At 67.0% G+C, this 20,759-nt stretch carries 23 protein-coding genes, 2 tRNA genes and 1 pseudogene; 12 read left to right on the top strand and 14 right to left on the bottom strand.

Annotated elements, in window-relative coordinates; all coding sequences use genetic code 11:
* A partial coding sequence (locus C265_RS09970; RefSeq protein WP_010809865.1) for an IS256 family transposase occupies window positions 1–301 on the top strand: 301 nt, incomplete at its 5' end.
* A gap of 176 nt (window positions 302–477) precedes the next feature.
* Here the strand turns inward: C265_RS09970 and C265_RS09975 are convergent.
* The 4 genes from C265_RS09975 to alr all read right to left on the bottom strand — a co-directional run bounded on the left by C265_RS09975 (window position 478) and on the right by alr (window position 4,252).
* A complete protein-coding gene (locus tag C265_RS09975; protein ID WP_010810635.1) occupies window positions 478–963 on the bottom strand; it encodes a disulfide bond formation protein B in 486 nt (161 codons plus the stop codon).
* A 144-nt stretch (window positions 964–1,107) separates the two neighbouring features.
* On the bottom strand, window positions 1,108–1,671 hold the full coding sequence (locus C265_RS09980) for a GNAT family N-acetyltransferase (protein WP_010810634.1): 564 nt from the start codon (window positions 1,669–1,671) through the stop codon (window positions 1,108–1,110).
* Window positions 1,672–1,674: 3 nt separating this feature from the next.
* Window positions 1,675–3,036, bottom strand: a complete 1,362-nt coding sequence (radA, locus tag C265_RS09985) for a DNA repair protein RadA (protein ID WP_010810633.1) — start codon at window positions 3,034–3,036, stop codon at window positions 1,675–1,677.
* A 94-nt stretch (window positions 3,037–3,130) separates the two neighbouring features.
* The gene (alr, locus tag C265_RS09990) at window positions 3,131–4,252 is read right to left on the bottom strand and encodes an alanine racemase (protein WP_010810632.1); all 1,122 of its coding nucleotides are present in this window, start codon (window positions 4,250–4,252) and stop codon (window positions 3,131–3,133) included.
* A gap of 573 nt (window positions 4,253–4,825) precedes the next feature.
* Between alr and lplT the strand changes: the two genes are divergently transcribed.
* Window positions 4,826–6,145: a lysophospholipid transporter LplT gene (gene lplT / locus C265_RS09995; protein ID WP_010810631.1), complete on the top strand. Its 1,320-nt coding sequence runs from the start codon at window positions 4,826–4,828 to the stop codon at window positions 6,143–6,145.
* Window positions 6,146–6,160: 15 nt separating this feature from the next.
* Here lplT and C265_RS10000 read toward each other — a convergent pair whose 3' ends face one another.
* The 4 genes from C265_RS10000 to tsaB are packed head-to-tail and all read right to left on the bottom strand — an operon-like array spanning window position 6,161 to window position 9,453.
* Window positions 6,161–7,297, bottom strand: a complete 1,137-nt coding sequence (locus C265_RS10000) for a DUF1853 family protein (RefSeq protein WP_010810630.1) — start codon at window positions 7,295–7,297, stop codon at window positions 6,161–6,163.
* A complete protein-coding gene (locus tag C265_RS10005) occupies window positions 7,272–8,141 on the bottom strand; it encodes a uracil-DNA glycosylase family protein (RefSeq protein ID WP_010810629.1) in 870 nt (289 codons plus the stop codon). The genes C265_RS10000 and C265_RS10005 overlap by 26 nt, the downstream gene beginning before the upstream one ends.
* Window positions 8,138–8,698, bottom strand: a complete 561-nt coding sequence (rimI, locus tag C265_RS10010; protein ID WP_010810628.1) for a ribosomal protein S18-alanine N-acetyltransferase — start codon at window positions 8,696–8,698, stop codon at window positions 8,138–8,140. Before rimI ends, C265_RS10005 begins: the two co-directional genes overlap by 4 nt.
* Window positions 8,695–9,453: a tRNA (adenosine(37)-N6)-threonylcarbamoyltransferase complex dimerization subunit type 1 TsaB gene (gene tsaB, locus C265_RS10015; protein ID WP_037024062.1), complete on the bottom strand. Its 759-nt coding sequence runs from the start codon at window positions 9,451–9,453 to the stop codon at window positions 8,695–8,697. Before tsaB ends, rimI begins: the two co-directional genes overlap by 4 nt.
* Window positions 9,454–9,583: 130 nt before the next feature.
* On the opposite strand from tsaB, the gene C265_RS10020 reads away from it, so the two are divergent.
* Window positions 9,584–9,853 (top strand): acyl-CoA-binding protein, encoded by a 270-nt coding sequence (locus tag C265_RS10020; RefSeq protein WP_010810626.1) that lies wholly within the window; start codon window positions 9,584–9,586, stop codon window positions 9,851–9,853.
* Window positions 9,854–9,878: 25 nt separating this feature from the next.
* Here the strand turns inward: C265_RS10020 and C265_RS10025 are convergent, their stop codons facing one another.
* Window positions 9,879–11,360: a DHA2 family efflux MFS transporter permease subunit gene (locus C265_RS10025; protein WP_010810625.1), complete on the bottom strand. Its 1,482-nt coding sequence runs from the start codon at window positions 11,358–11,360 to the stop codon at window positions 9,879–9,881.
* A complete protein-coding gene (locus C265_RS10030; RefSeq protein WP_010810624.1) occupies window positions 11,357–11,833 on the bottom strand; it encodes an SRPBCC family protein in 477 nt (158 codons plus the stop codon). The genes C265_RS10025 and C265_RS10030 overlap by 4 nt, the downstream gene beginning before the upstream one ends.
* Before the next feature lie 135 nt (window positions 11,834–11,968).
* Between C265_RS10030 and C265_RS10035 the strand changes: the two genes are divergently transcribed.
* The 5 genes from C265_RS10035 (at window position 11,969) to C265_RS10055 (ending at window position 14,597) form a co-directional block, all read left to right on the top strand.
* The gene (locus C265_RS10035; protein WP_010810623.1) at window positions 11,969–12,643 is read left to right on the top strand and encodes an SGNH/GDSL hydrolase family protein; all 675 of its coding nucleotides are present in this window, start codon (window positions 11,969–11,971) and stop codon (window positions 12,641–12,643) included.
* Between the two features lie 115 nt (window positions 12,644–12,758).
* Window positions 12,759–13,166, top strand: coding sequence for a VOC family protein (locus C265_RS10040; RefSeq protein ID WP_010810622.1), 408 nt, complete (start codon window positions 12,759–12,761; stop codon window positions 13,164–13,166).
* Window positions 13,118–13,381 (top strand): type II toxin-antitoxin system PemK/MazF family toxin, encoded by a 264-nt coding sequence (locus C265_RS32490; RefSeq protein ID WP_052181613.1) that lies wholly within the window; start codon window positions 13,118–13,120, stop codon window positions 13,379–13,381. The genes C265_RS10040 and C265_RS32490 overlap by 49 nt, the downstream gene beginning before the upstream one ends.
* Window positions 13,382–13,584: 203 nt before the next feature.
* On the top strand, window positions 13,585–14,397 hold the full coding sequence (locus tag C265_RS10050) for a MetQ/NlpA family ABC transporter substrate-binding protein (protein ID WP_010810620.1): 813 nt from the start codon (window positions 13,585–13,587) through the stop codon (window positions 14,395–14,397).
* 113 nt (window positions 14,398–14,510) lie between these two features.
* Window positions 14,511–14,597: transfer RNA gene (locus C265_RS10055), tRNA-Leu, on the top strand.
* Window positions 14,598–14,672: 75 nt separating this feature from the next.
* Here the strand turns inward: C265_RS10055 and C265_RS32820 are convergent.
* Window positions 14,673–14,975: pseudogene (locus tag C265_RS32820) on the bottom strand (ABC transporter substrate-binding protein); the annotation flags it as partial.
* 21 nt (window positions 14,976–14,996) lie between these two features.
* Between C265_RS32820 and C265_RS10065 the strand changes: the two are divergent.
* Together C265_RS10065 and C265_RS10070 are read left to right on the top strand one after the other, a co-directional pair.
* The gene (locus tag C265_RS10065; RefSeq protein WP_246840197.1) at window positions 14,997–15,209 is read left to right on the top strand and encodes a LysR substrate-binding domain-containing protein; all 213 of its coding nucleotides are present in this window, start codon (window positions 14,997–14,999) and stop codon (window positions 15,207–15,209) included.
* 103 nt (window positions 15,210–15,312) lie between these two features.
* Window positions 15,313–15,399: transfer RNA gene (locus C265_RS10070), tRNA-Leu, on the top strand.
* A gap of 62 nt (window positions 15,400–15,461) precedes the next feature.
* On the opposite strand, the gene C265_RS10075 is transcribed toward C265_RS10070, so the two are convergent.
* On the bottom strand, window positions 15,462–15,680 hold the full coding sequence (locus C265_RS10075; RefSeq protein WP_037024065.1) for a DUF1484 family protein: 219 nt from the start codon (window positions 15,678–15,680) through the stop codon (window positions 15,462–15,464).
* Window positions 15,681–16,057: 377 nt separating this feature from the next.
* Here C265_RS10075 and C265_RS10080 point away from each other — a divergent pair, with 377 nt between their 5' ends.
* Window positions 16,058–17,608, top strand: a complete 1,551-nt coding sequence (locus C265_RS10080; protein ID WP_010810616.1) for a serine hydrolase — start codon at window positions 16,058–16,060, stop codon at window positions 17,606–17,608.
* Between the two features lie 42 nt (window positions 17,609–17,650).
* The gene (locus C265_RS10085) at window positions 17,651–18,520 is read left to right on the top strand and encodes a metal-dependent hydrolase (protein ID WP_010810615.1); all 870 of its coding nucleotides are present in this window, start codon (window positions 17,651–17,653) and stop codon (window positions 18,518–18,520) included.
* Between the two features lie 14 nt (window positions 18,521–18,534).
* Here C265_RS10085 and C265_RS10090 read toward each other — a convergent pair whose 3' ends face one another.
* Window positions 18,535–19,638 carry a mandelate racemase/muconate lactonizing enzyme family protein gene (locus tag C265_RS10090; protein WP_010810614.1) on the bottom strand — a complete coding sequence of 368 codons (1,104 nt, stop codon included), beginning with the start codon at window positions 19,636–19,638 and terminating at the stop codon, window positions 18,535–18,537.
* A gap of 107 nt (window positions 19,639–19,745) precedes the next feature.
* Entirely contained in the window at window positions 19,746–20,732 is a 987-nt protein-coding gene (locus C265_RS10095; protein ID WP_010810613.1) for a tripartite tricarboxylate transporter substrate binding protein, read from the bottom strand.
* Between the last annotated feature and the right edge of the window lie 27 nt (window positions 20,733–20,759).

Below are 20,759 nucleotides of genomic sequence, written 5' to 3' on the forward strand. Positions count from 1 at the left end.
CCCCCCGATCGCCGCGTCCTGGCGCCGCGCCTGGGATCAGGTGATCCCGTTCTTTACGTTCCCGCCGGCGATCCGCAAGATCATCTACACGACCAACGCGATCGAGAGCATCAATGCGCAACTGCGCAAGATCATCAAGACGCGGGGCCACTTCCCCAGCGATGAGGCGGCGACCAAGCTCCTGTGGCTGGCCCTGCGCAACATCACCGGGAAGTGGGGCAGTTCAACGCATGACTGGAAGGCTGCCATGAACCAGTTTGCGATCCTCTACGAGGACCGCTTCACCCATCCGCATCGTTGAGATAATGCTGGCTCACCGGTCGAATTGACGGTGAGCCTTTACCTGCCCTGCACACAAAAAAACTGACAGGCCCGGTACTACCCGACTACGTCAAAGCAAACCAGCGCTGCTCGAAAATCCGTTGCATCAAACAAACACCGGCGCCTGGTGCGCCGGTTTCTTTATCAATTCACCACTCAGCGGAAATTCTTCTCGCGCCGGATCAACCCCACCGCCAGCGTCAGCGTCAGGATAAACAGCCAGATCAGCGACCATGCCGGCACCGACAGCCCCAGAACCGGCGGCAGCGGCGCGGTGCACAGGCCATCCGCGTAGAACACCTGCGGCAGCGCCTTGGCAGTCGGCAGCGCGTTGACCCAGTTCTCCAGCGGATCGATGCCGCAGCTGGCCTTGGGATTGAGCAGCAGCGACACGTGGTAGACCGCCACCGCAATCCCGGCAATGCCGGACAGCATGCCCAGGCCCTGCCACAGCGAGCGCGTATTCTGCGCCACGGCGGCCAGCAGCGAGAAGATGCCGATGCCGATAAAGGCAAAGCGCTGCATCACGCAGAGCGGGCAAGGCTGGTAGCCCTTTTCAAACTGCAGGTAGAGCGCAACGCCGACCAGGCCGAAGGAAACGAGGGCGATCAGCAGGAAATAGGCGCGTGAGTTGGCTTGCATAGTGGGTGATCAGGTAATCCGGTAAGCGGTGCCGTCAGTGGATGGCGCGGCATTGCTGCGCATTATTACCTATTTTGCAGCGCCTGCAGTTGGCGTCACATGCAGCGCAAGCCCCCTGCCCTGTGGCGGATTGACGCAGGGGTGCTATGCGCCGGCTGCCTGCCACGCCGTACGCGGCAAACGGTACAGGCAATGGGGCCGCAAGGGGTGCCCTGGCGGCAACGCGGGATGCTCGAAACCCACGGCATCCTCACGCATGCCGAGCCTTTCCATGACCGCCCGCGAGCGGGCATTGGCGAGTGTCGTGAAAGACACGATCTCATCCAGCCCCAGCCGCTCAAAGCCCCAGGCAAGCGCGCCGCGTGCCGCCTCGGTCGCGTAGCCGCTGCCCCAGGCGTGCCGCGCCAGGCGCCAGGCGATCTCCACGCAGGGCGCGAACGGCAGCGCCGCGGTGGGCTCGTGCAGTCCGACAAACCCCAGGAAAACACCGTCCGCCTTGCGCTGCGCCACCCAGACGCCCCATCCCTTCGCTGCGATCAGGCTGCGGCAGTGGTCGGCCAACGCATCGCTTTCAACACGCGCCAGCGGCGCAGGGAAATAGCGCATCACCTGCGCGTCGGCATTGAGCGCGGCAAACGGCGCATAGTCCGCCTCGCGCCACTGGCGCAGCCGCAGGCGTTCGGTCTCGAAGGCGATGCCGTCGTCCATGGCTCAGTCCAGATGGCGCACGCGGTCGATGGCCTGCTCGATGCGTTCCACCGCGATCACTTCGAGCCCGTCGATCTTCTGTTTGGGCGCGTTCGCCTTGGGAATCACGGCGATCGTAAAGCCCAGCTTGGCGGCTTCCTTCAGACGCTCCTGCCCGCGCGGGCTGGGCCGGATCTCGCCGGCCAGGCCGACTTCGCCGAACACCACCAGGCCGCGCGGCAGCGGCTTGTTGCGCATCGACGAGTGGATCGACAGCAGCACCGCGAGATCGGCGGCGGGTTCGGTGATCTTGACCCCGCCCACAGCGTTGAGGAACACGTCCTGGTCAAAGCAGGCTATGCCCGCGTGCCGGTGCAGCACTGCCAGCAGCAGCGCCAGCCGGTTCTGCTCAAGGCCCACCGCCAGCCGGCGCGGGTTGGGCACATGGGCGGTATCGACCAGCGCCTGGATCTCCACCAGCAGCGGACGCGTGCCCTCCTGCGTCACCAGCACGCATGAGCCCGGCACGGTCTCTTCGTGCTGCGACAGGAACAGCGCCGACGGATTGCTGATGCCGCGCAGGCCGCGCTCGGTCATGGCAAACACGCCCAGCTCATTGACCGCGCCGAAGCGGTTCTTGAAGGCGCGGATCAGCCGGTGCGAGGAATGGGTATCGCCCTCGAAATACAGCACCGTATCGACGATATGCTCCAGCACGCGCGGACCGGCCAGGCTGCCTTCCTTGGTCACGTGGCCGACCAGGATGATGGTGATGCCGCTGCTCTTGGCAATGCGCGTCAGCTGCGCCGCGCATTCGCGCACCTGCGCGACCGAGCCCGGCGCGGAGGTCAACGCCTCGGAGTACAGCGTCTGGATCGAGTCGATCACCGCGACTTCGGGCTTTTCCACTTCCAGCGTGGCCTGGATCTTCTCCAGCTGGATTTCGGCGAGCAGCCCCAGTGACGGGCTTTCCACGCCCAGCCGCTGCGCGCGCAGCGCGATCTGCGCACCGGATTCTTCGCCGCTGACGTAGAGCACGCGGCGCTGGCCCGCAAGGTTGGCCAGTGCCTGCAGCAGCAGCGTGGACTTGCCGATGCCGGGATCGCCGCCGATCAGCACCACCCCGCCCGACACCAGGCCGCCGCCCAGCACGCGGTCGAATTCATCGATGCCGCTGGAAAAGCGCGGCACGTCGGCGGCATCGATCTCCGACAGCTTGCGCACCGTGGCCGAGGCCGCCAGCGGCTGGAAGCGCTTGTTCGCGGCGGACTCGGCCACCGTCTCCACCAGCGTGTTCCATTGCTGGCAATGCGGGCACTGGCCGGCCCAGCGCGGCGTGGTGCCGCCGCATTCAGTACATGTATAGACAGTCTTGGTCTTGGCCAACGGATGTCCTTGCAGGAAAAAACGAGCCGGGCCCACAAGTGGCCCGGCCGGCAGATGGCAAGTGCGCGGGCCAGCGCCCGCACCAACGCCCTGATCAGGCCACGGCAGGCGCGGCGCTGTCCGAAGCCGTGATCGTCGCCACCGAGGTCGGCACGCGCGGGGCCAGTGCGCACATCAGCTCATAGCCCACCGTGCCGCTGGCTTGCGCCACCTCGTCGATCGGCAGGCCCTGGCCCCACAGCGTGACCGGGCTGCCGACCCTGGCCTTCGGGCACGGGGTCAGGTCCACGCACAGCATGTCCATCGACACGCGCCCGACCAGTTCGGTGCGCACGCCATCGACCAGCACCGGTGCGCGCTGCTCGCCCCAGCCCGACGCATGGCGCGGGTAGCCGTCGGCATAGCCGCACGCCACCACGCCGATGCGCATCGGCCGCTCGGCGGTGAACAAGGAGCCGTAGCCGACGGTATCGCCCGGCTGCAGGTCCTGCACCGAGATCAGTTCGCTGTGCAGCGACATGGCGGGCTGCAGGCCGGTGCCGGCAATATCGGCATCGCGCCCGGTCGGCGAGGCGCCATACAGGATGATGCCGGGGCGCACCCAGGCGCGGTGCGCCTGCGGGTGCCACAGCACCGCGGCCGAGTTCGACAGGCTGGCCTCCCCCGGCAGGTTGGCCGTAGCGGCGTCGAAAGCCTCGATCTGGTGGGCCACGCCTCGGGCACTATCCGCATCGGAAAAATGCGTCATATGGACGATACTGCCCACACAGGGCATGGCGCGTGCACGCTCCCAGGCGGTACGGTAAGCGGCCGGATGGAAGCCGAGCCGGTTCATGCCGGTATTGAGCTTGAGCTGGATCGCCAGCGGTCCCTTGGCGCGTGCGCTTTCCAGCATGCGCAGTTGCTCGTCGCAATGGATCGCGGTGGTCAGGCGGTATTGTTCGATGACGGCAACATCCTGCGGCTGGAAGAAGCCCTCCAGCAGCAGGATCGGGCCCTGCCAGCCAAGGTCGCGCAGCAGCACGGCCTCGTTCAGGTCCAGCAGGCCGAAGCCGTCGGCGCCCCGCAGGGCGGCAAAGACGCGGCGGATGCCATGGCCGTAGGCATTGGCCTTGACCACCGCCCAGATGCGCGACTCCGGCGCCTTGCCGCGGATGATGTCGAGATTGTTGGCCAGGGCGGGTTGGTGGATGACAGCGTGGATGGGTCTTGGCATGGAAGTCACATCTCAGGAAGCGGACGAGCAAGCCGGCGGCGCCGCTGGCGGCGTGGGCGGCCGGCGCGGGCGCTGGAAGTACGGCTCTGTCTCAGTATCGATGGCGCAAACGTCACCTGTCGGTGTGCAGCAGCATGTTGCGGCGACTGGCATGCGGGAATGTGCGGAATTGGCACGCCCTTGTATCCCAGTCACCATATCGGTTCGACCACGCACCAGATCGGGGAAGACCCGGTCGGCTGGTCGCGGTCGCAGTCGTTATTTGAACACATTCAGATGCCGTTGCCGGGGGTCATTGGGGAATCGGCACGGCAATCCGCTGTCAAAAAGAGCCCTTGCCGGGGTTCGGGAATGTCATGTTTTCGTGATATAAAGCCGGACGCTCCGGCCATGTTCTAAAAGCGAAGCATTATGTCAATGACTGTCAGGCAAGCCTCAAGGCGCCGCAGCGCAGCACCACAGACACAATTCGACACGGCCGCGGCACAAGGTTCCCTGCAAACCATGGCCTCCCCGGTGGGCGCCAGCCTGGCCAACCTGAGCGGAGCTCGCGATGGAGAAAAAGTCGACAGCATGAAGAAGGGTTTTTACACCATCATGGCCGCGCAGTTTTTTTCTTCGCTGGCCGACAATGCCTTACTGATCGCCGCCATCGCCCTTCTCACCGAATTGCATTCCCCGCAGTGGATGACCCCGCTGCTCAAGCTGTTCTTCGTTCTTTCCTACGTCGTTCTCGCCGCCTTCGTCGGCGCCTTTGCCGACTCCATGCCCAAGGGGCGGGTGATGCTCATCACCAACGCCATCAAGGTGGTCGGCTGCGCCATCATGATGTTCGGGCTGCACCCGCTGCTGGCGTATGGCGTGGTGGGATTCGGCGCGGCGGCGTACTCGCCGGCCAAGTACGGCATCCTGACCGAGCTGCTGCCGCCGGAGAAACTGGTGCTGGCCAATGGCTGGATCGAAGGCCTGACGGTGGGCTCGATCATCCTGGGCACCGTGGTCGGCGGCGCGCTGATTTCCGTGCACGTGTCAGGCATGCTGCTGCAGCTGGATGTCCCGTTCCTGAACACCGGCATCGACACCCCGGCCGAGGCCGCGATGGTGGTGATCATGCTGTTCTACGTGGTCGCCTCGATCTTCAACCTGTTCATCCCCGATACCGGCGCCCGCTATCCGGCGCAGGAAAAGAACCCGATCAGGCTGATCGCCGAGTTCGGCGACTGCTTCGTGGCGCTGTGGCGCGACAAGCTGGGCCAGATCTCGCTGGCGGTGACCACGCTGTTCTGGGGCGTGGGCGCCACGCTGCAGTTCATCGTGCTGAAGTGGGCCGAGAAATCGCTGGGCCTGAACCTGTCCCAGGGCGCGCTGCTGCAGGCCGTGGTGGCCGTGGGCGTGGCCGTGGGCGCGATCCTGGCCGCGGCGCGCATCCCGCTGCGCAAGTCACTGTCGGTGCTGCCCTTTGGCGTGGCCATGGGCGCCACCGTGATGATCATGGCGTTCTACACCAAGGATGCAATGCCCAATGTCACGCTGGACGTGATGGGCCTGCAGATGCCGCTGTACATGGCCATTGCCTATGTATTCCTGATGGTGGTGGGCGCCATGTCTGGCTACTTCGTGGTGCCGATGAACGCGCTGCTGCAGCACCGCGGGCACGTGCTGCTGTCGGCCGGCCACTCCATCGCGGTGCAGAACTTCAATGAGAACGTCTCGGTGCTGCTGATGCTGTGCCTGTATGCGCTGCTGATCAAGCTGAACGTGCCGATCGGCGTGGTCATCGTCGCACTGGGCCTGTTTATCTGCGTGACCATGGCGCTGGTGCTCAAGCTGCACAAGTACAACGCGCGCACCTTCAACTCGCTGGCGATGATCGGCGAGGACAAGCACCACTAGCCGGCGCAGCGAGGGTCAGGCCGCGTCCTGCGCGGCCTGCGGCCCCGGTCTTGGCGGCTCCGCCGCCCGCGCCAGCGCCCGCTCTTCCCACCCCGGCGGCACCACGAACCCGCGCGAGCATTCGCGCCACCAGCCTGGCGCCTCTGGCCCGGCCGGCTCCAGTTCGCACAGCATCACCGGAGATTCGCGCCGCCAGCCGTGGTCATGGCGCGGGTCGGCAAAGCGCTGCGCCAGCATCGCGCGCAGCGCGCCGGCTTCTTCCGTGCCGGATTCGGGCACCAGCGCGCCCGACAGCCAGCCGGTACGTGGCAGGCGGCACCAGCGCAAGCCGGGCCGAGCGGCTGCGCGGGCGGCCCAGTCATCGAGCGTTGACCACCAGCCGTGCAAATGGTCTGGCGCGATGCCCAGCGCATCCAGCCCCGGCGGCACCCGGCCATCGTGATAGAACAGCCAGCCCAGCAGGTAGACCTCGCTGCGGTCCACCGTATGTCCCAGCAGGGCCTGTGCCTCCGCGGTGCAGCCCAGCGGCAGCTGGCGGTGCACGATGTGGCCCAGCTTGTCGCCAAGGCGGTCGACCAGGTTCGGGCCGATGAAATCCTGCGCCCGCGCTACCTGGCTGTCGCCAGGCGCCATCAGGTAGAACTTGGCCGCCATCTCCCAGTGGACCACCGCGCCCGACGCCTGCTCGCGCCAGATAAAGTCCAGCTCACCCAGCGTGCGGATACCCTGCCGTCCTGCGCACCGCACCGGCACGTTGGCGGCCAGCAACGACAGCCCCTGCATATGGCGCAGCGCAAAATGCAGCAGCCGCTCGGCATGGCGGCCCAGGCGCAGGCTGCGGCTGGCGGGATCCTGGTCGGGATCGTCGGCGGAAGGGGCGACGTGGCCGTCGGCCAGTTCGTCGATGGTGGCGGGCAGCGTGGCGGGGTCAGCGGCTTCCAGCCAGTGTTGCCAGGCGGCCAGCGTGCCGGCGGGCCAGCGCGCCGGGGCCGCGCCCGGCACCGCCGCCAGCAGCGGCGGCGAGAGCGTGGTCCAGGCCAGGTCGCGCGTGCGCGCCGACGCGGCGCGGCGCCACAGCGGCGGGCCCGACGGCCTGTTGCCGTCGCCGCCGCGGGTCAAGGAGAGGTCAGGCCCCAGCTCCCGCACGGTCATGGACCTCCCTGGCCAGGCACAGGTCTTCCCACGCGCGCGCCTTGTCGGTCAGGGTGCGCAGCAGGTAAGCCGGATGGTAGGTCACCACCACGGGGATACCTTCATAGCTATGTACGGTGCCGCGCAGCTTGCCGATGGGCGTGGTGCTGCGCAGCAGCGACTGCGCCGCAAAGCGGCCCAGCACCACGATCACCCTGGGCTTCACCAGCGCGATCTGGCGGCGCAGGAACGGCTCGCACTGCGCCACCTCCTCGGGCTCCGGGTTGCGGTTACCGGGCGGACGGCACTTGAGCACGTTGGCGATAAACACATTGCGCCCGCGCGCCAGCCCGAGCGCGCCGAGCATATTGTCGAGCAGCTTGCCGGCCTGGCCCACGAAGGGCTCGCCCTGCAGGTCTTCGTTCTCGCCGGGGGCTTCGCCCACCAGCATCCATTCGGCCTGGCGGTCGCCCACGCCGAATACGGTATTGGTGCGGTGCTGGCACAGGCCGCACGCGGTGCAGCCGGCCACGGCGGCGTCCAGCGCCGGCCATTCCATGCTGGCAATGGCGGCTTCGCGATCTGCTTGCGCCGAGCCGGGTTCCGGGCCGGCCGGAACCAGAGCAGGCGCCGCCGGTGCCCGGGAGACCGGCGGCGCCACTGGCGCCGGCACCGGCATGGCGGGTTCCGCAGCCGGAGCGGCAACCACTGCGGCAACCTCGGCCACAGGCGCCTCGGCAACAGGCATCGCTGCCTGCGCCACGGCCACCTCCGGCGCAGCCTCTGCCTGCGCATCCGCGCGCTCGCGCGGCACCCATTCGGTCGGGATGCCCAGGACTTCCAGGAACTGTGCGCGGCGGCTCATGCCCTGCCCTCCGTGCCTTCATTGGCGGCGGACTCGGCCGGCCAGCTGCGGCGCAGCACCAGCGCATCCTCGCGCTTGCTGCCCAGGGCCGGGTAATAGCCCTTGCGGCGCCCGATCTCGGCAAACCCCGCCGCCTGGTACAGCGCGATCGCCCCGGTATTGGACGGCCGCACTTCCAGCAGCATGGTATGGATGCGGTGCGCGTGCGAGGTGGCCAGCACCACCGCCAGCATCAGCCGCCCCAGCCCCTGGCGCTGGCGCCGCGGCTCGACGGTGATATTGAGCAGGTGCATTTCATCGACCACCGGCATCAGCACGGCGTAGGCCACCAGCGTGCCAGCCGGGTCGCGCAGCGTCAGGCCGAGATGCCCGGACTTGACCGAGTTCTCGAAATTGCCGCGGGTCCACGGATGGCTGTAGGCACGCGCCTCGATGCCCGCCACGGCCGCCAGGTCGAGCGCGCTCATGCGGCCCAGCGCCCAGCCGTCCGGCAGCACCGGCATGGCGGGCACGGCCGGCCAGTGGTTGCGGGGATCGAGCGGATAGGCTGCACTCACGATGCGCTCCCGGCCTGGGCCGCGGCACGGGCGGCAGCGGCGGCTTCGCGTTCGGCGATGGTCTGCGCGACCTTGTCGCGCAGGTAGATCGGCATGGCCTGGTCGGCGTCGATGGCCTCGCCGCGCGCCAGTGCGCGCAGTGCAATCGCGATCATCGGCTGCGCATGGGGCATCGCCTCCGGCAGCACGCGCGCGGCACGCGCCAGGCCCGCCAGCCGCTCGCCGAAAACCGTCGAGGCATTGCCGGCCAGCCAGAAATCGCCGTCGGGCAGCGGTACGGTTTCCGGCGCGCTGACCTGCATCGGCGTGACTTCCGCCCATTCCCGCGCGCTGGCATGCCAGCGGAAAGCAGCGGAATAGGCTTCATCCATGCGCGCGTCCAGCGCCACCAGCACCGCGGTGTCGTCCGGCAGCGCCGGAGTAGCGGCGCGCGCGCGCTCGGCGCACGTCATCAGGGTATTGACCGGAACCACCGGCAGCCCGGCGCCGAAGGCCAGCCCCTGCGCCACGCCGCAAGCGGTGCGCAGGCCCGTGAACGAGCCCGGGCCGGCGCCAAAGGCAATCGCAGCGCAGTCCGCCAGCGCAATGCCGGCTTCGGCCAGCAGCTCGCCGGCAGCCGGCAGCACGCGTGCCGACGAGCGTGCACCAGTGTGCTCATGGCGCACCAGGCACTCGACTCCGGCACCCGGCATCGCACGTCCGAGCGCGACCGAGCACCACTCTGTAGAAGTTTCAACAGCAAGAATCCAGGACATGGCGCGATTGTATCCGGTGACGCCCGGAATCGAGGGCTTCTTCGGTTTTATACGGACGGCGCGGCGTCGCCGGGCGGCTATCATCGGCCTGCACTTTCGCAATCCAGACAGCACACACGGAGGAACCCCCATGAGCGACCTGCAGGCACGCTTCGACCAGGCCCGGATCGACGTCAAGCAACTGAGCGAGCGCCCCAGCAACATGTCCCTGCTGCGCCTGTACGCCCTGTTCAAGCAAGGCAGCGAAGGCGATGCCCACGGCGACAAGCCCGGCATGACCGACTTTGTCGGCCGCTACAAGTTTGAAGCCTGGGAAGCCCTGCGCGGCACCGCACGCGAACAGGCGATGGAGCAGTACATCGCGCTGGTGGAAGAACTGCGCAGCGGCGCAGCCAGCTAAGCCGGCGCAGCCAGGCCCGGCGGCCTCAGGCCGCCGGCACCGGCCGCGGCCGGATCCGCCACGCCGCGATCATCGCACTGGCAATCACCACGCCCACGGCCAGGAAGGTTTCATCGAAGGCACGGATGCGCGCCGCCTGCACGGCGGCGTCGCCGGCCTGGCCCAGCACCGCGCCGTGCTCCGCCAGCCGCCATTGCAGGCCCACGCCCGCCAGGCTCACGCCGATGGCGCCGCCCAGCTGGCGCAGGAAGTTGATGCAGCTCGAGCCCTGCGCGATCAGCGTGAAGTCCACCCCCCGCATTGCCCCCAGCGTCAGCGACGGCAGGATGCAGCCCAGCCCGATCCGCCCCAGCACCGCCAGCGCCACCAGCACCAGATATGGCGTGGAGCGCGAGCCCAGCGCCATCAGCAGGAACGACAGCGACAGCAGCGCCAGCCCGAACGACACCTGGATATGCGGCGCGATCTTGTGGGTGAAGCGCCCCGATATGGCGATCGTCAGCGCCAGCATCACGCCCGCCGGGAACAGCACCAGGCCCGCGCGCGACGGCGTGTATTCCAGCGCCATCTGCATATAGACCGGCAGCAGGTAGGTCGAGCCGAACAGCCCCGCGCCGTAGATAAAGGCCACCACCGCCCCGGCCGCGAACTGCCGGTAGCTGTAGAGCCGCAGGTTCATCAGCGGATGCGCCGCGCGCAGCTGCCACAGCACGAACGCCGCCAGCATCAGCACGCCGAAGCCCGACAGCGCCAGGCCCGCGGGCACGCTGTCGCGCATCTCGACCACGCCGTTGAGCAGGCTTACCGTGGCAATACCGGCCAGGCCCAGCCCGCGCCAGTCCAGCGGCTGGCGCTCGCCCATCATGATCGAGTCCACCGCCATGAAGCGCCGCGCCATCAGCACGCCGATCAGCGTCAGCGGCACCACCACGAAGAAGATCGAGCGCCAGCCGAAGGCCTCGACCAGGAAGCCACCCAGGCTGGGCCCCAGCGCCGGCGCCAGTACCACGCCAAAGCCGAACATGCTGATCGCCTTGCCCTGCTCGCGCTCTTCGAACACGCGCAGGATCAGGATATTGGGCAGCGGCTGCATAATGCCTGCGGCGACGCCTTCGGCCACGCGCATCGCGATCATCACGCCGTAGGTCGGTGAAAAGCCGCCAAAGAGCCCGCCCGCGCCCAGCAGCAGCGAGGCCCCCAGGAAGGTGCGGCGCAGCCCGTAGCGGTTCAGCAGCCAGGGCGTCAGCAGCATCGACAGCGTCATCGCAATCATGAAGCTGGCCGCCACCCATTGCGCCCGCTCCTGCCCCAGCACGAAATGCCGGCTCAGGTCCGGAATCGCTACGTTGATGATGGTGGACGAGACGATCGACGAGATCGTGCCCAGCATCAGCGTCACCAGCACCAGCCAGCGCAGCCGCTCGCCGTAGCGCACACGCAGCGCCAGCCGGGTCGGCAGACCCGGCCGCTGGCCGGAACCCTCCGGCGTGGCGGGACCCTCGCTCACCCCAGCCGTCCGGTGTCAGCGATCTCGCGGATCTTGCGCACGGTGTCGATATCGGCCTCGTGGTAGGCGGACTTGACGATCTCGGCATAGCGGTCATCGCCGCTGGCGTCGACCGCCGGCATGGTGGTGTTGTAGACAAAGCGCAGCAGCAGCGCGCCCGGGCCCGGGGTCTCGATCGCCATGGTCAGCGTGCCGCCGGCATGCTCGGCCGTGGCCGCGGTTTCATAGCGCACCTGCCGGCGCGGCTCGAACACCACATGGTCATGAATCGACGCCTCGCCAAAATGCAGCACGCGATCGATCCAGTTGTCGCCGCGGCCGACTACTTCGGCGCGGTCCAGCCCCAGCACGAAGAGTTCGGGCGACTCGGCGCGCAGCACCAGCCCTTGCCACAGCTGGTCAGGCGTCAGCGGATCCAGTTGAGGATTGCCTGGATCGTTGATCTCAACCAAGTGCTCGAAACGCAACTTCATTCTCCCGATCGTCAGTAAGTCGATATTATGAAGTCTCCGCGTATTCGGGAGACCTTTTTGTCTGCGCGGTGCAACATGGCTTGACACGGACCATTGCCCTTTATCGACCAATATCCACGCCAACTGGAGTCCCGCATGACTGCCGCGCCGCTGGCCGAAACCGATCCTCTGCAGATCCTTGTCTACGCCGACTCGCTGTCATGGGGCATCGTGCCCGGCACGCGCCGGCGCCTGCCCTTCCCGGTGCGCTGGCCCGGCCGGCTGGAACTGGGCCTGAACGCCGGCGGCGGCGCCCCGGTGCGCGTCATCGAAGACTGCCTGAACGGCCGCCGCACGGTCTGGGACGACCCATTCAAACCCGGCCGCAACGGCCTGCACGGGCTGGCGCAGCGCGTTGAAATCCACTCGCCGCTGGCGCTGGTGGTCCTGATGCTGGGCAACAACGATTTCCAGTCGATGCACCCGCACAACGCCTGGCACGCCGCCCAGGGCATCGCCACGCTGGTGCAGGCGATCCGCAGCGCGCCGATCGAGCCGGGCATGCCGGTGCCTCCGGTGCTGGTCGTCACCCCACCCCCGATCCGCACTCCGCGCGGGCCGCTGGCGCCCAAGTTTGCTGGCGGCGAACATAAGTGGACGGGCCTGCCGCAAGCCGTGGCCGAGGTCTGCACGCAACTGGGCTGTCCGCTGTTCGACGCCGGCACCGTGATCCAGAGCAGCGAGGTCGACGGCGTGCACCTGGATGCCGACGCGCACCTGGCACTCGGCGACGCGCTGCGCCCGGTGGTGCGGGAGCTGTTGCGCGGCTAGCGCGCCGTTCCTGGCACCTGGCTGGCCGGCTGAAACATCACTCCTGACAGCAGTTGTCAGGAGACCCGGCGCACAATGCGGCCGCTTTCACACGGAACGCCGCCAGGAGGCTGTCATGGAGTTGCTGATCAATATCGATGTCGACGATTTGCCGCGTGGCATCGACTTCTACGCGCAGGGGCTTGGCCTGAGGCTGAACCGCAAGCTGTTCGACGGCACCGTTGCCGAAATGCTGGGCGGCAACACCCCCATCTACCTGCTCGCCAAGCCCGCCGGCACCCGCCCCACCACCCGCGCCGATACCCGGCGCGACTACCGCCGCCACTGGACGCCGGTCCACCTCGACTTCGTCGTGGCCAACCTGGAACAGGCCATCGAACGCGCGCTGGAAGCCGGCGCCGAGATCGAGGACTGGCCGCAGGACTTTGACTGGGGACGGCAGGCAAGGCTGTCGGACCCGTTCGGCCATGGCTTGTGCTTTATCGAGTGGAAGGGCCAGGGATATGGGGCGGTGGCTGGCTGAGCCAGTGGCGCACCGTCACCGTGGCGCCAATGACTACCGGCAGCAGGCCGGCACCGTTTCGCGTCCCGGTGACTTTTCAGCGCAAGACTGGCCTGATCCTGCTGGACCAGCTCCGGATCGTGGACAAGTCCCGGCTGGTCAGGCGGGCCGGCGGCCTGAGTGACAGGATCGTGGAAGACACCTTGCGGACATTGCGCGAAGTCTTTGCAGACTGAGCCTTGGCACAGAAGCATTTAATGCCGGTCATCTGGCGTTGTTTGGATTCATAAGCTTATGAAAAAGAAATAGACGCCAGATTCATTCCCGCCGCGCCATCTTGACGCAATTGCGTTAATCTGTGGCCCTCGCCCCGGTCAGGCGATCCCTGCCCAGGCGACTGTCTCACTCGCCACATAACCAGAATATCTCCAGAACTCCTATGCGCAGCACGTCTCTCATCAAGCGCCTGGCGGTCGCAGTGTCCGCTCTTGGTTTTTTCGCCGCCGGCAGCGCGTCGGCCCAGGAACAGACCATCCGCGTCGGCACGGTCAGCGGCCCGGATGCCGAAGTCTGGCAAGTCGTCCAGAAAGTGGCCAAGCGCAATGGCCTGAACGTCAAGGTCGTCGAGTTCAACGACTACGTGCAGCCCAACGCCGCACTGGATGCCGGTGACCTGGACGCCAACAGCTTCCAGCACCAGCCCTACCTGGACAGCCAGGTGAAGCAGCGCGGCTACAAGATGCAGAGCGTGGGCTACACCTATATCTCGCCGCTCGGCATCTACGCGAAGAGCCTGAAGTCGCCGAAGGACCTGCCGCAAGGCGCCAAGGTGGCCGTGCCCAACGACCCGTCCAATGAAAACCGCGCCCTGCTGCTGCTCCAGTCGCAAGGCGTGATCAAGCTGAAGGCAGGCGCCGGCACCAACGGTGTCAACGCCACGCCGCTGGACGTGGCCGAGAACCCGAAGAAGCTGAAGCTCGTGGAACTGGATGCAGCGCAGCTGGCCCGCGCCCTGCCCGATGTCAGCGCCGCCGTGATCAACACCAACTACGCGCTCGCGGCCGGCCTGCAGCCGACCAAGGACGCGATCGCACTGGAAGACATCCACAGCCCGTACGCCAACATCATCGTCGTGCGCACGCAGGACAAGGACAAGCCGTGGGTCAAGAAGCTGGTGGCAGCGTACCAGTCTGAAGACGTGCGCCAGTTCATGAAGGCCCAGTACAAGGGCGCGATGGTGCCGTCGTTCTGATTGCCCGTGGCACATCCGGATCGCCGTAACGCAGTCCGGCCAGCGATGCTGCGTGTGCCCGCCGGAGGTGCTTGCAAATTTGTGAACCTTCGGTAAAATGCGCCGCTCACCTTGCCCAGGTGGCGGAATTGGTAGACGCACTAGGTTCAGGTCCTAGCGGTGGCAACACTGTGGAGGTTCGAGTCCTCTCCTGGGCACCAGAGATTCAAGCAGAAAGCCCGCACAAAAGTGCGGGCTTTTTGTTTTTTGCGGCCGCCAACGGATATTGAAGCGGTTCAGCGTTGTTCCGGCTGCCCCAGAACCGGCGGAGCCGGCGGCGGCAGCGGCGTGGCAACCGGCTCCGGTCCGGTCGTTCGCACGATCGTGGCTGCCGCCGGGGACGCCAGGAACCGAACAAACCGCGAAGCCGCCGCGCTCTGGTGGCCCGCCACCATCCCGGCGGAGAAGAAGACGCGCTGCTGCAGTTCGGCTGGTACCCGGCTGCCCGCTGCCACCTTGCCCTCCGATATCAGCTTGTCGAGACCCGAGTCCGCCAGGATCACCACATCGAAGGTCTCGCCGCGTGCCAGCCGGCTGGGGAAGCCAACCACGTGGTTGGCGTGCTGGCGCTGGTGGAAGCCCGCCTCTGCATGGCCGTGCTGCCGGGCCTGGCACTGCCACGCGATCATCCCCGCCTGTGCGCCATCGCGCTGACCGAGCCTGCCGTGGACCGTGTCCTGGCGCTGATACGCCGTCGCGACCGGGCGTTGCAGCCTGCGGCCAAGGCGCTGTTTGACATCCTCACTTCCGACGCTGACGTGTCCACCGATTGACCAGCAACAGCGGCCCACCGCAGCTCAACCGGATTTCTTGCGCCAAAGCCGGCCGAGGGACTTGCAAAATCCGCAGCGCGCTGTAAAATCCGGCGCTCACCTTGCCCAGGTGGCGGAATTGGTAGACGCACTAGGTTCAGGTCCTAGCGGTGGCAACACTGTGGAGGTTCGAGTCCTCTCCTGGGCACCAAGGTTTCAAAGCGAAAAGCCCGCACGAACGTGCGGGCTTTTTGTTTTGCCGCGACGGACTCGTCATTCATCCGCGCACAGCTTTGCCGCCGTCTGGTCCAGCTGCGCCTTCACCATTGCCAGCAGCGAATACACGTTGTGGCAACCCTCCGAACGCTCGCTCTCGATTTCAACCAGCAACAGGATGGCACTCAGCCCGGCGCTGATTTGCTCAAAGGACTCGATCGTGCCGGCCGGCACGATATGCCGGGGTCCTGAAGGGTGATGGGTAGACATTTGCATCGCGCTTATCTCCTACTAGCCAGAGAGAGCCCGCCTGCCCAGACGAGAAGAAGGTGGCGGGCCTGACAACGGGGGTGACATACCGGGGAACCTCAGCAGAAGAAGACCCGGCCAGCCTTGCAGCTGCCCCGCCCGGCCCGCCATGGAAACATGGTTGCCCGCGCGACTCTTGATTGAATGAGATCGAATCTGCCGAGGTTCTTTCGGGTTGTCACCCCCGCCCACCGAACCCTTCGGTGAGGCCTGCAGTTTCTCGCCCCCGCCATCGTGCGGCGATAAGACGTTTCGCATTCGCCACTCCCCGCCCCCATCGCCTACAGTATTCCTATCCAAGGGCGCGGCCGACCCGCCTGACCTAAGAACTGCGGAGAACCACCGTGGGCAAACTGCAAGAGCGTCGCCGTTTCCTGGGAGCCGCGCTGGGCGGCCTGCTGGTCCCTGCCCTGCCCGCCTGCGGTGGGGATGACGACGATCCGCCCAGGCCGCCCGGTCCGGTTCCCGAATCCCAGATCACCCAGGCCATCGCCCAGGTCGACAAGCTGGCCGCTGACCTGATGGCCAGTTCCGGCGTGCCGGGCATGGCCGCCGCCGTGGTGCGCGGCAATCAAACCGTTTACGCCAAAGGCTTTGGCCGCAGGCTGGTAACCGACCCCGCGCCGGTCGATGCCGACACTGTGTTCCAGCTTGCGTCGGTGTCAAAGCCCATCGGGGCAACCGTGGTGGCCCGGCAGGTCGGCCGCGGCGGCATCAGTTGGGATACGCCGGTGCGCGCGCACCTGCCGTGGTTCGCGCTCGCGGAAGCGGAAGTCACGGAAGCCGTCACCATTGGCGATCTCTACGCCCATCGCTCCGGCCTGCCCGACCACGCCGGCGACCGGCTTGAAGACATGGGCTTCGACCGCCAGCAGGTGCTGACGCGCCTGCGCTACCTGCCGCTGCATCCGTTCCGGGCGGTCTATGCGTACACCAACTTTGGCATGACCGCCGCCGCCGAGGCCGTGGCCACCGCGGCCGGCATCGACTGGGCCACGCTGTCCGAGCAGGCCATCTACCAACCGCTGGGCATGGCGCGCACCAGTTCGCGCTACGCCGACTTTGCCGCGCGCGACAACCGCGCCCTCGGCCATGTCAGGATCAACGGCGCCTGGGTGCAAGGCATGGGCACGATGCCGGATGCGCAGTCGCCCGCCGGGGGCGTCAGCTCATCCGTCAACGACATCGCGAAATGGCTGGCGATGCTGCTCGCCAAAGGCGAGTTCGCAGGCCAGCGCATCGTCGACGCCGCCGCGCTGGCACCCGCGCTGAGCCAGCAGATGCAAAGCAGCCCGCCCGTCAGCGGACGGCCGGCCAGCTACTACGGCTATGGCTTCAATGTCGGCACGACCGAACTCGGGCTGGCCTCCTATAACCACTCCGGCGCGTTCGCGGTGGGCGCGGCCACCAACTTTACCGCGGTGCCGTCGCTGAACCTGGCCATCGTCACGTTGACCAACGGCTATCCCATTGGCGTCCCGGAAACCCTGAACGCACAATTCTTCGATCTCGTGCAGTACGGCGCCATCCGGCGCGACTGGGGCAAGATCTACGGCGATGCGCTTGCGCCGCTGCTGGCACCGGAAGGCCGGCTGGTCGGCCAGGCACCCCCGGCCAACCCGTTGCCGGCGCGCGCACTCTCGGCTTACACCGGCATCTACCAGAACGACTACTACGGTCCGCTGCAGGTGGCCGACCAGGGCGGCACGCTGGTGATGACGCTGGGCGCCACCCCTCTCACCTTGCCGCTGAGCCACTGGGACGGCGACGTCTTTACCTTCACGCTCAATAACGAGAACGCGACGCCGGGCACGATCTCGCAAGCGGCGTTCTCCAGCGACCGCGTGTGGCTGGAGTATTACGACCACGAAGGATTGGGCATGTTTGTCCGCTAGTACTGCAAGTTGCCAGGCCAATTCATCCAGGGAAGAAAGACCATGACCAGACTGCGCGCCGTTCTCCTCGCCACCGTCATCGCCCTGCTCGGCGCCTGCGCGGCGCCCACGCCGCCAGCGGAGGCCCGGCGCCCGATGCCGGCCGGCCAGCCCACCGCCGGCAAGGCCGAAGTGCTGTGGCTGGGCCAGGCCGCCACGCGCATCACCACGCCCGGCGGCAAGGTCATCGTGGTCGACCCATGGCTCACCACCAATCCCAAGACGCCGCCAGGCTTCAAGCAGCTCTCGGCGCTGGGCAAGGTCGACCTGATTCTGGTCACGCACGCCCACAGCGACCACCTGGGCGATGCCCCCGCCCTGGCCAGGCTGACCAACGCGCCGATCTACAACGGCGGCGGCCTGGGCCAGGCCCTGGTCAGCCTGGGCATGGTCCCGGCCGCGCAGGCGCAGCGCTTCGGCAAGAGCGGCACGGTCATGCCCTTTGGCCCGACCGGCCCCAGAATCACCGCAGTGCATGCCGAACACTCGTCGGAACTGGCGCTGAAGAACCCCGCCACCGGCAAGGACGAAACCCACTACGGCGGTGAGCCCGTCGGCTACATCATCGAGCTGGAGAACGGCTTCAAGATCTGGCACATGGGCGATACGGGACTGTTCGGTGACATGCGGCTGATCGGGGAGGTCTACAAACCCGATCTCGTGCTGATCCCCATTGGCGGCCATTTCACCATGGGACCGCAGGAAGCCGCCATCGCGGTGCGCGACCTGATCCGGCCGCGCTTTGCGATCCCGATCCACTATCAGACCTCGCCGCAGTTGAGCGGGACACCGGAAGCGTTCAAGGCGGCGCTGGGCGCTGGCGCCGCGGCAGGCGTGATCGTGCCGCAGCCGGGGGAGAAGGTGGATTTCTGATGCCGGGATGATGCTCACGCAACGCGATATCGCCGAATGACCTCCGGATCCGGGTCGATGCCCAGGCCCGGGCCAGCGGGTACCGCGATCATGCCATCGCGCGGCACCACGGCATCGCCAAGCACCTGCGCCTCCATGTCGAAGTAGCGCCATTCGATCATGGCCGCAGCATCCCCCAGCGCTGCCGTGGCATGCATGCTGGCCAGCAGCCCCGGGCCGTCATAGAAGGTATGGACCATCACTTGCGTGTTGTGCGCCTCGGCCAGCGCAAAGACGTTGCGCAAGGCGCTGATGCCACCCATCTTGGCCGGGCTGGGTTGCACCACATCGACGGCGCCCACGCTGAGCAGGTGCTGGAACTCCATCAGCGTGGTGGCATTCTCGCCGGCGGCGACCGGGATGGCGCACTGCTGGCGCAGGGCGGCCAGTCCGGCATAGTTCTCCGGCGGCCACAGGGGCTCTTCCAGCCACCGTAGCGACAAGGGTTCCAGCGCGCGCGCCATGTCGATGGCCTCATGGAGCGGCCACGGGCAGTTCGTATCCAGCGTGATCTCGATGTCCGGGCCCGCTGCTTCGCGGGCGGCGCGAATGACCGCGAGGTCGACCTCGTGCAGCTTCAGGCTCCGGTAGCCATCGGCGATGGCGCGGCTGACATTGACCGCCATCGTTTCGGGATCGGCATACCGGATCAGGCTGGCATAGGCAGGCAGGCGGTCCCGGCGCGCGCCGCCGAGCAGTTGGTGAACAGGCAGCCCGGCCGCTTTGCCGCAAAGGTCCCACAGGGCGATATCGAGCGCGGACAGCCCGTAGAAGATGGCCCCGCTGCGCCCGAAGACATGGAACCTGCGTTGCAGGTCCAGGCCGATGGCATCGATCCGGGTTGCGTCCCGGCCGAGGCAGGCAGGCGCCAGCATCTGTTCGATGGCCGCCTTGACCGCCGGAATCCCCACGAAGCCGAAGGTCTCGCCCCAGCCGACCAGCCCATCGTCGGTCGTCACCTTGAGCAGCAGCGAGTCGGCGGCCTGCATCCCGGCGCCGCCCCAGACGCCCGCGGCGGAAACGCCGCCCACCGTGAACGGAATGCGCAGGACGATGGCTTCGATGCTCGCGATCTTCATGGCGCCCTCCCTCCGTTACCCGCAGTCCGCCCGTGCAACGCATAAGGCGATGCCGGGCAGAGTTCAATATAGGCGAGAAGGCAAGCAACCGAATGACGGCGGGTCGCCTACTCGATCGTCACCTTCCCGTCCTTCACCAGCCTGGCGAACTTGACCGTCTCGTCCTGGATCCGCTTGGCAAACTCCTGCGGCGTGCTCGCCATCGGCTCGGCCCCGACCGCCACCATGCGCTGCTGGAAGTCCGGCGATTTCACGATCTTGACGATCTCGGCGTTCAGCCGGGTGACGATGGGCGCTGGCGTGGCGGCCGGCGCCAGCACGCCAAACCAGGTGCCGATATCGAAGCCCTTCAGCCCCGCCTCTTCCAGCGTCGGCACATCAGGCAGGACGCTGGAGCGCTGCGCGGTGGTCACGGCCAGGGCGCGCAGCTTGCCCGACTTGATGTGCTGCAGCACCGGCGTCAGGGTATCGAACGACATCGTCACCTGTCCGCCGAGCAGATCGGTGGTCAGCGGGCCACTGCCCTTGTAGGGCACGTGCAGCAGCGGCGCACCCGTGGCGGCCTGGAACTGGGTGCCGATCAGGTGCTGCGCGGTGCCGTTGCCATTGGAGCCATAGGCAAACTCCGGCGCTGCCTTCTTCGCCAGGGCCACCAGTTCGCTGACGTCCTTCGCCGGCGTCTTGGCGGCATTGATGACCAGCACGTTGGGCACCATGGCGACCGTGGCGATGGGTGCCAGGTCCTTCTGGAAGCTGTAGGGCAGCTTCTTGTAGACGCTGCTGGCAATCGTATGGTGGACCGCGCCCATCAGCAGGGTGTAGCCGTCCGGCTTGCCCTTGGCGACGTAGTCCGCGCCCACCGTGGCGCCGGCGCCGGGCCGGTTCTCGACGATCACGGGCTGGCCCAGGCTCTTCGACAACTGGTCGCCCAGCGCGCGGGCCAGCACGTCGGTAGTCCCGCCCGACGGGAACGGCACCACCACGGTGATCGGCTTGGCCGGCCATTCCTGTGCCAGGCAAGTGCCGCTGAGGATAAAGCCGGCTGCCAGCACGGCCACGCCGGAAATACGACGCACGAGTTCAGTACCACGCATGCTTTGTCTCCTGAATATTCTATGTTT

This window comes from Cupriavidus sp. GA3-3, assembly GCF_000389805.1.
GTDB classification, from domain to species: domain Bacteria; phylum Pseudomonadota; class Gammaproteobacteria; order Burkholderiales; family Burkholderiaceae; genus Cupriavidus; species Cupriavidus necator_D.

Excerpts from the sequence above, each read along its gene's own strand:
- C265_RS09975 (WP_010810635.1), bottom strand. The coding sequence starts at position 963 with ATGCAAGCCAACTCACGCGCCTATTTCCTGCTGATCGCCCTCGTTTCC.
- C265_RS09980 (WP_010810634.1), bottom strand. The coding sequence starts at position 1,671 with ATGGACGACGGCATCGCCTTCGAGACCGAACGCCTGCGGCTGCGCCAG.
- alr (WP_010810632.1), bottom strand. The coding sequence starts at position 4,252 with ATGCCAAGACCCATCCACGCTGTCATCCACCAACCCGCCCTGGCCAAC.
- lplT (WP_010810631.1), top strand. The coding sequence starts at position 4,826 with ATGAAGAAGGGTTTTTACACCATCATGGCCGCGCAGTTTTTTTCTTCG.
- C265_RS10000 (WP_010810630.1), bottom strand. The coding sequence starts at position 7,297 with ATGACCGTGCGGGAGCTGGGGCCTGACCTCTCCTTGACCCGCGGCGGC.
- C265_RS10005 (WP_010810629.1), bottom strand. The coding sequence starts at position 8,141 with ATGAGCCGCCGCGCACAGTTCCTGGAAGTCCTGGGCATCCCGACCGAA.
- tsaB (WP_037024062.1), bottom strand. The coding sequence starts at position 9,453 with ATGTCCTGGATTCTTGCTGTTGAAACTTCTACAGAGTGGTGCTCGGTC.
- C265_RS10020 (WP_010810626.1), top strand. The coding sequence starts at position 9,584 with ATGAGCGACCTGCAGGCACGCTTCGACCAGGCCCGGATCGACGTCAAG.
- C265_RS10030 (WP_010810624.1), bottom strand. The coding sequence starts at position 11,833 with ATGAAGTTGCGTTTCGAGCACTTGGTTGAGATCAACGATCCAGGCAAT.
- C265_RS10035 (WP_010810623.1), top strand. The coding sequence starts at position 11,969 with ATGACTGCCGCGCCGCTGGCCGAAACCGATCCTCTGCAGATCCTTGTC.
- C265_RS10040 (WP_010810622.1), top strand. The coding sequence starts at position 12,759 with ATGGAGTTGCTGATCAATATCGATGTCGACGATTTGCCGCGTGGCATC.
- C265_RS10050 (WP_010810620.1), top strand. The coding sequence starts at position 13,585 with ATGCGCAGCACGTCTCTCATCAAGCGCCTGGCGGTCGCAGTGTCCGCT.
- C265_RS10075 (WP_037024065.1), bottom strand. The coding sequence starts at position 15,680 with ATGCAAATGTCTACCCATCACCCTTCAGGACCCCGGCATATCGTGCCG.
- C265_RS10085 (WP_010810615.1), top strand. The coding sequence starts at position 17,651 with ATGACCAGACTGCGCGCCGTTCTCCTCGCCACCGTCATCGCCCTGCTC.
- C265_RS10090 (WP_010810614.1), bottom strand. The coding sequence starts at position 19,638 with ATGAAGATCGCGAGCATCGAAGCCATCGTCCTGCGCATTCCGTTCACG.
- C265_RS10095 (WP_010810613.1), bottom strand. The coding sequence starts at position 20,732 with ATGCGTGGTACTGAACTCGTGCGTCGTATTTCCGGCGTGGCCGTGCTG.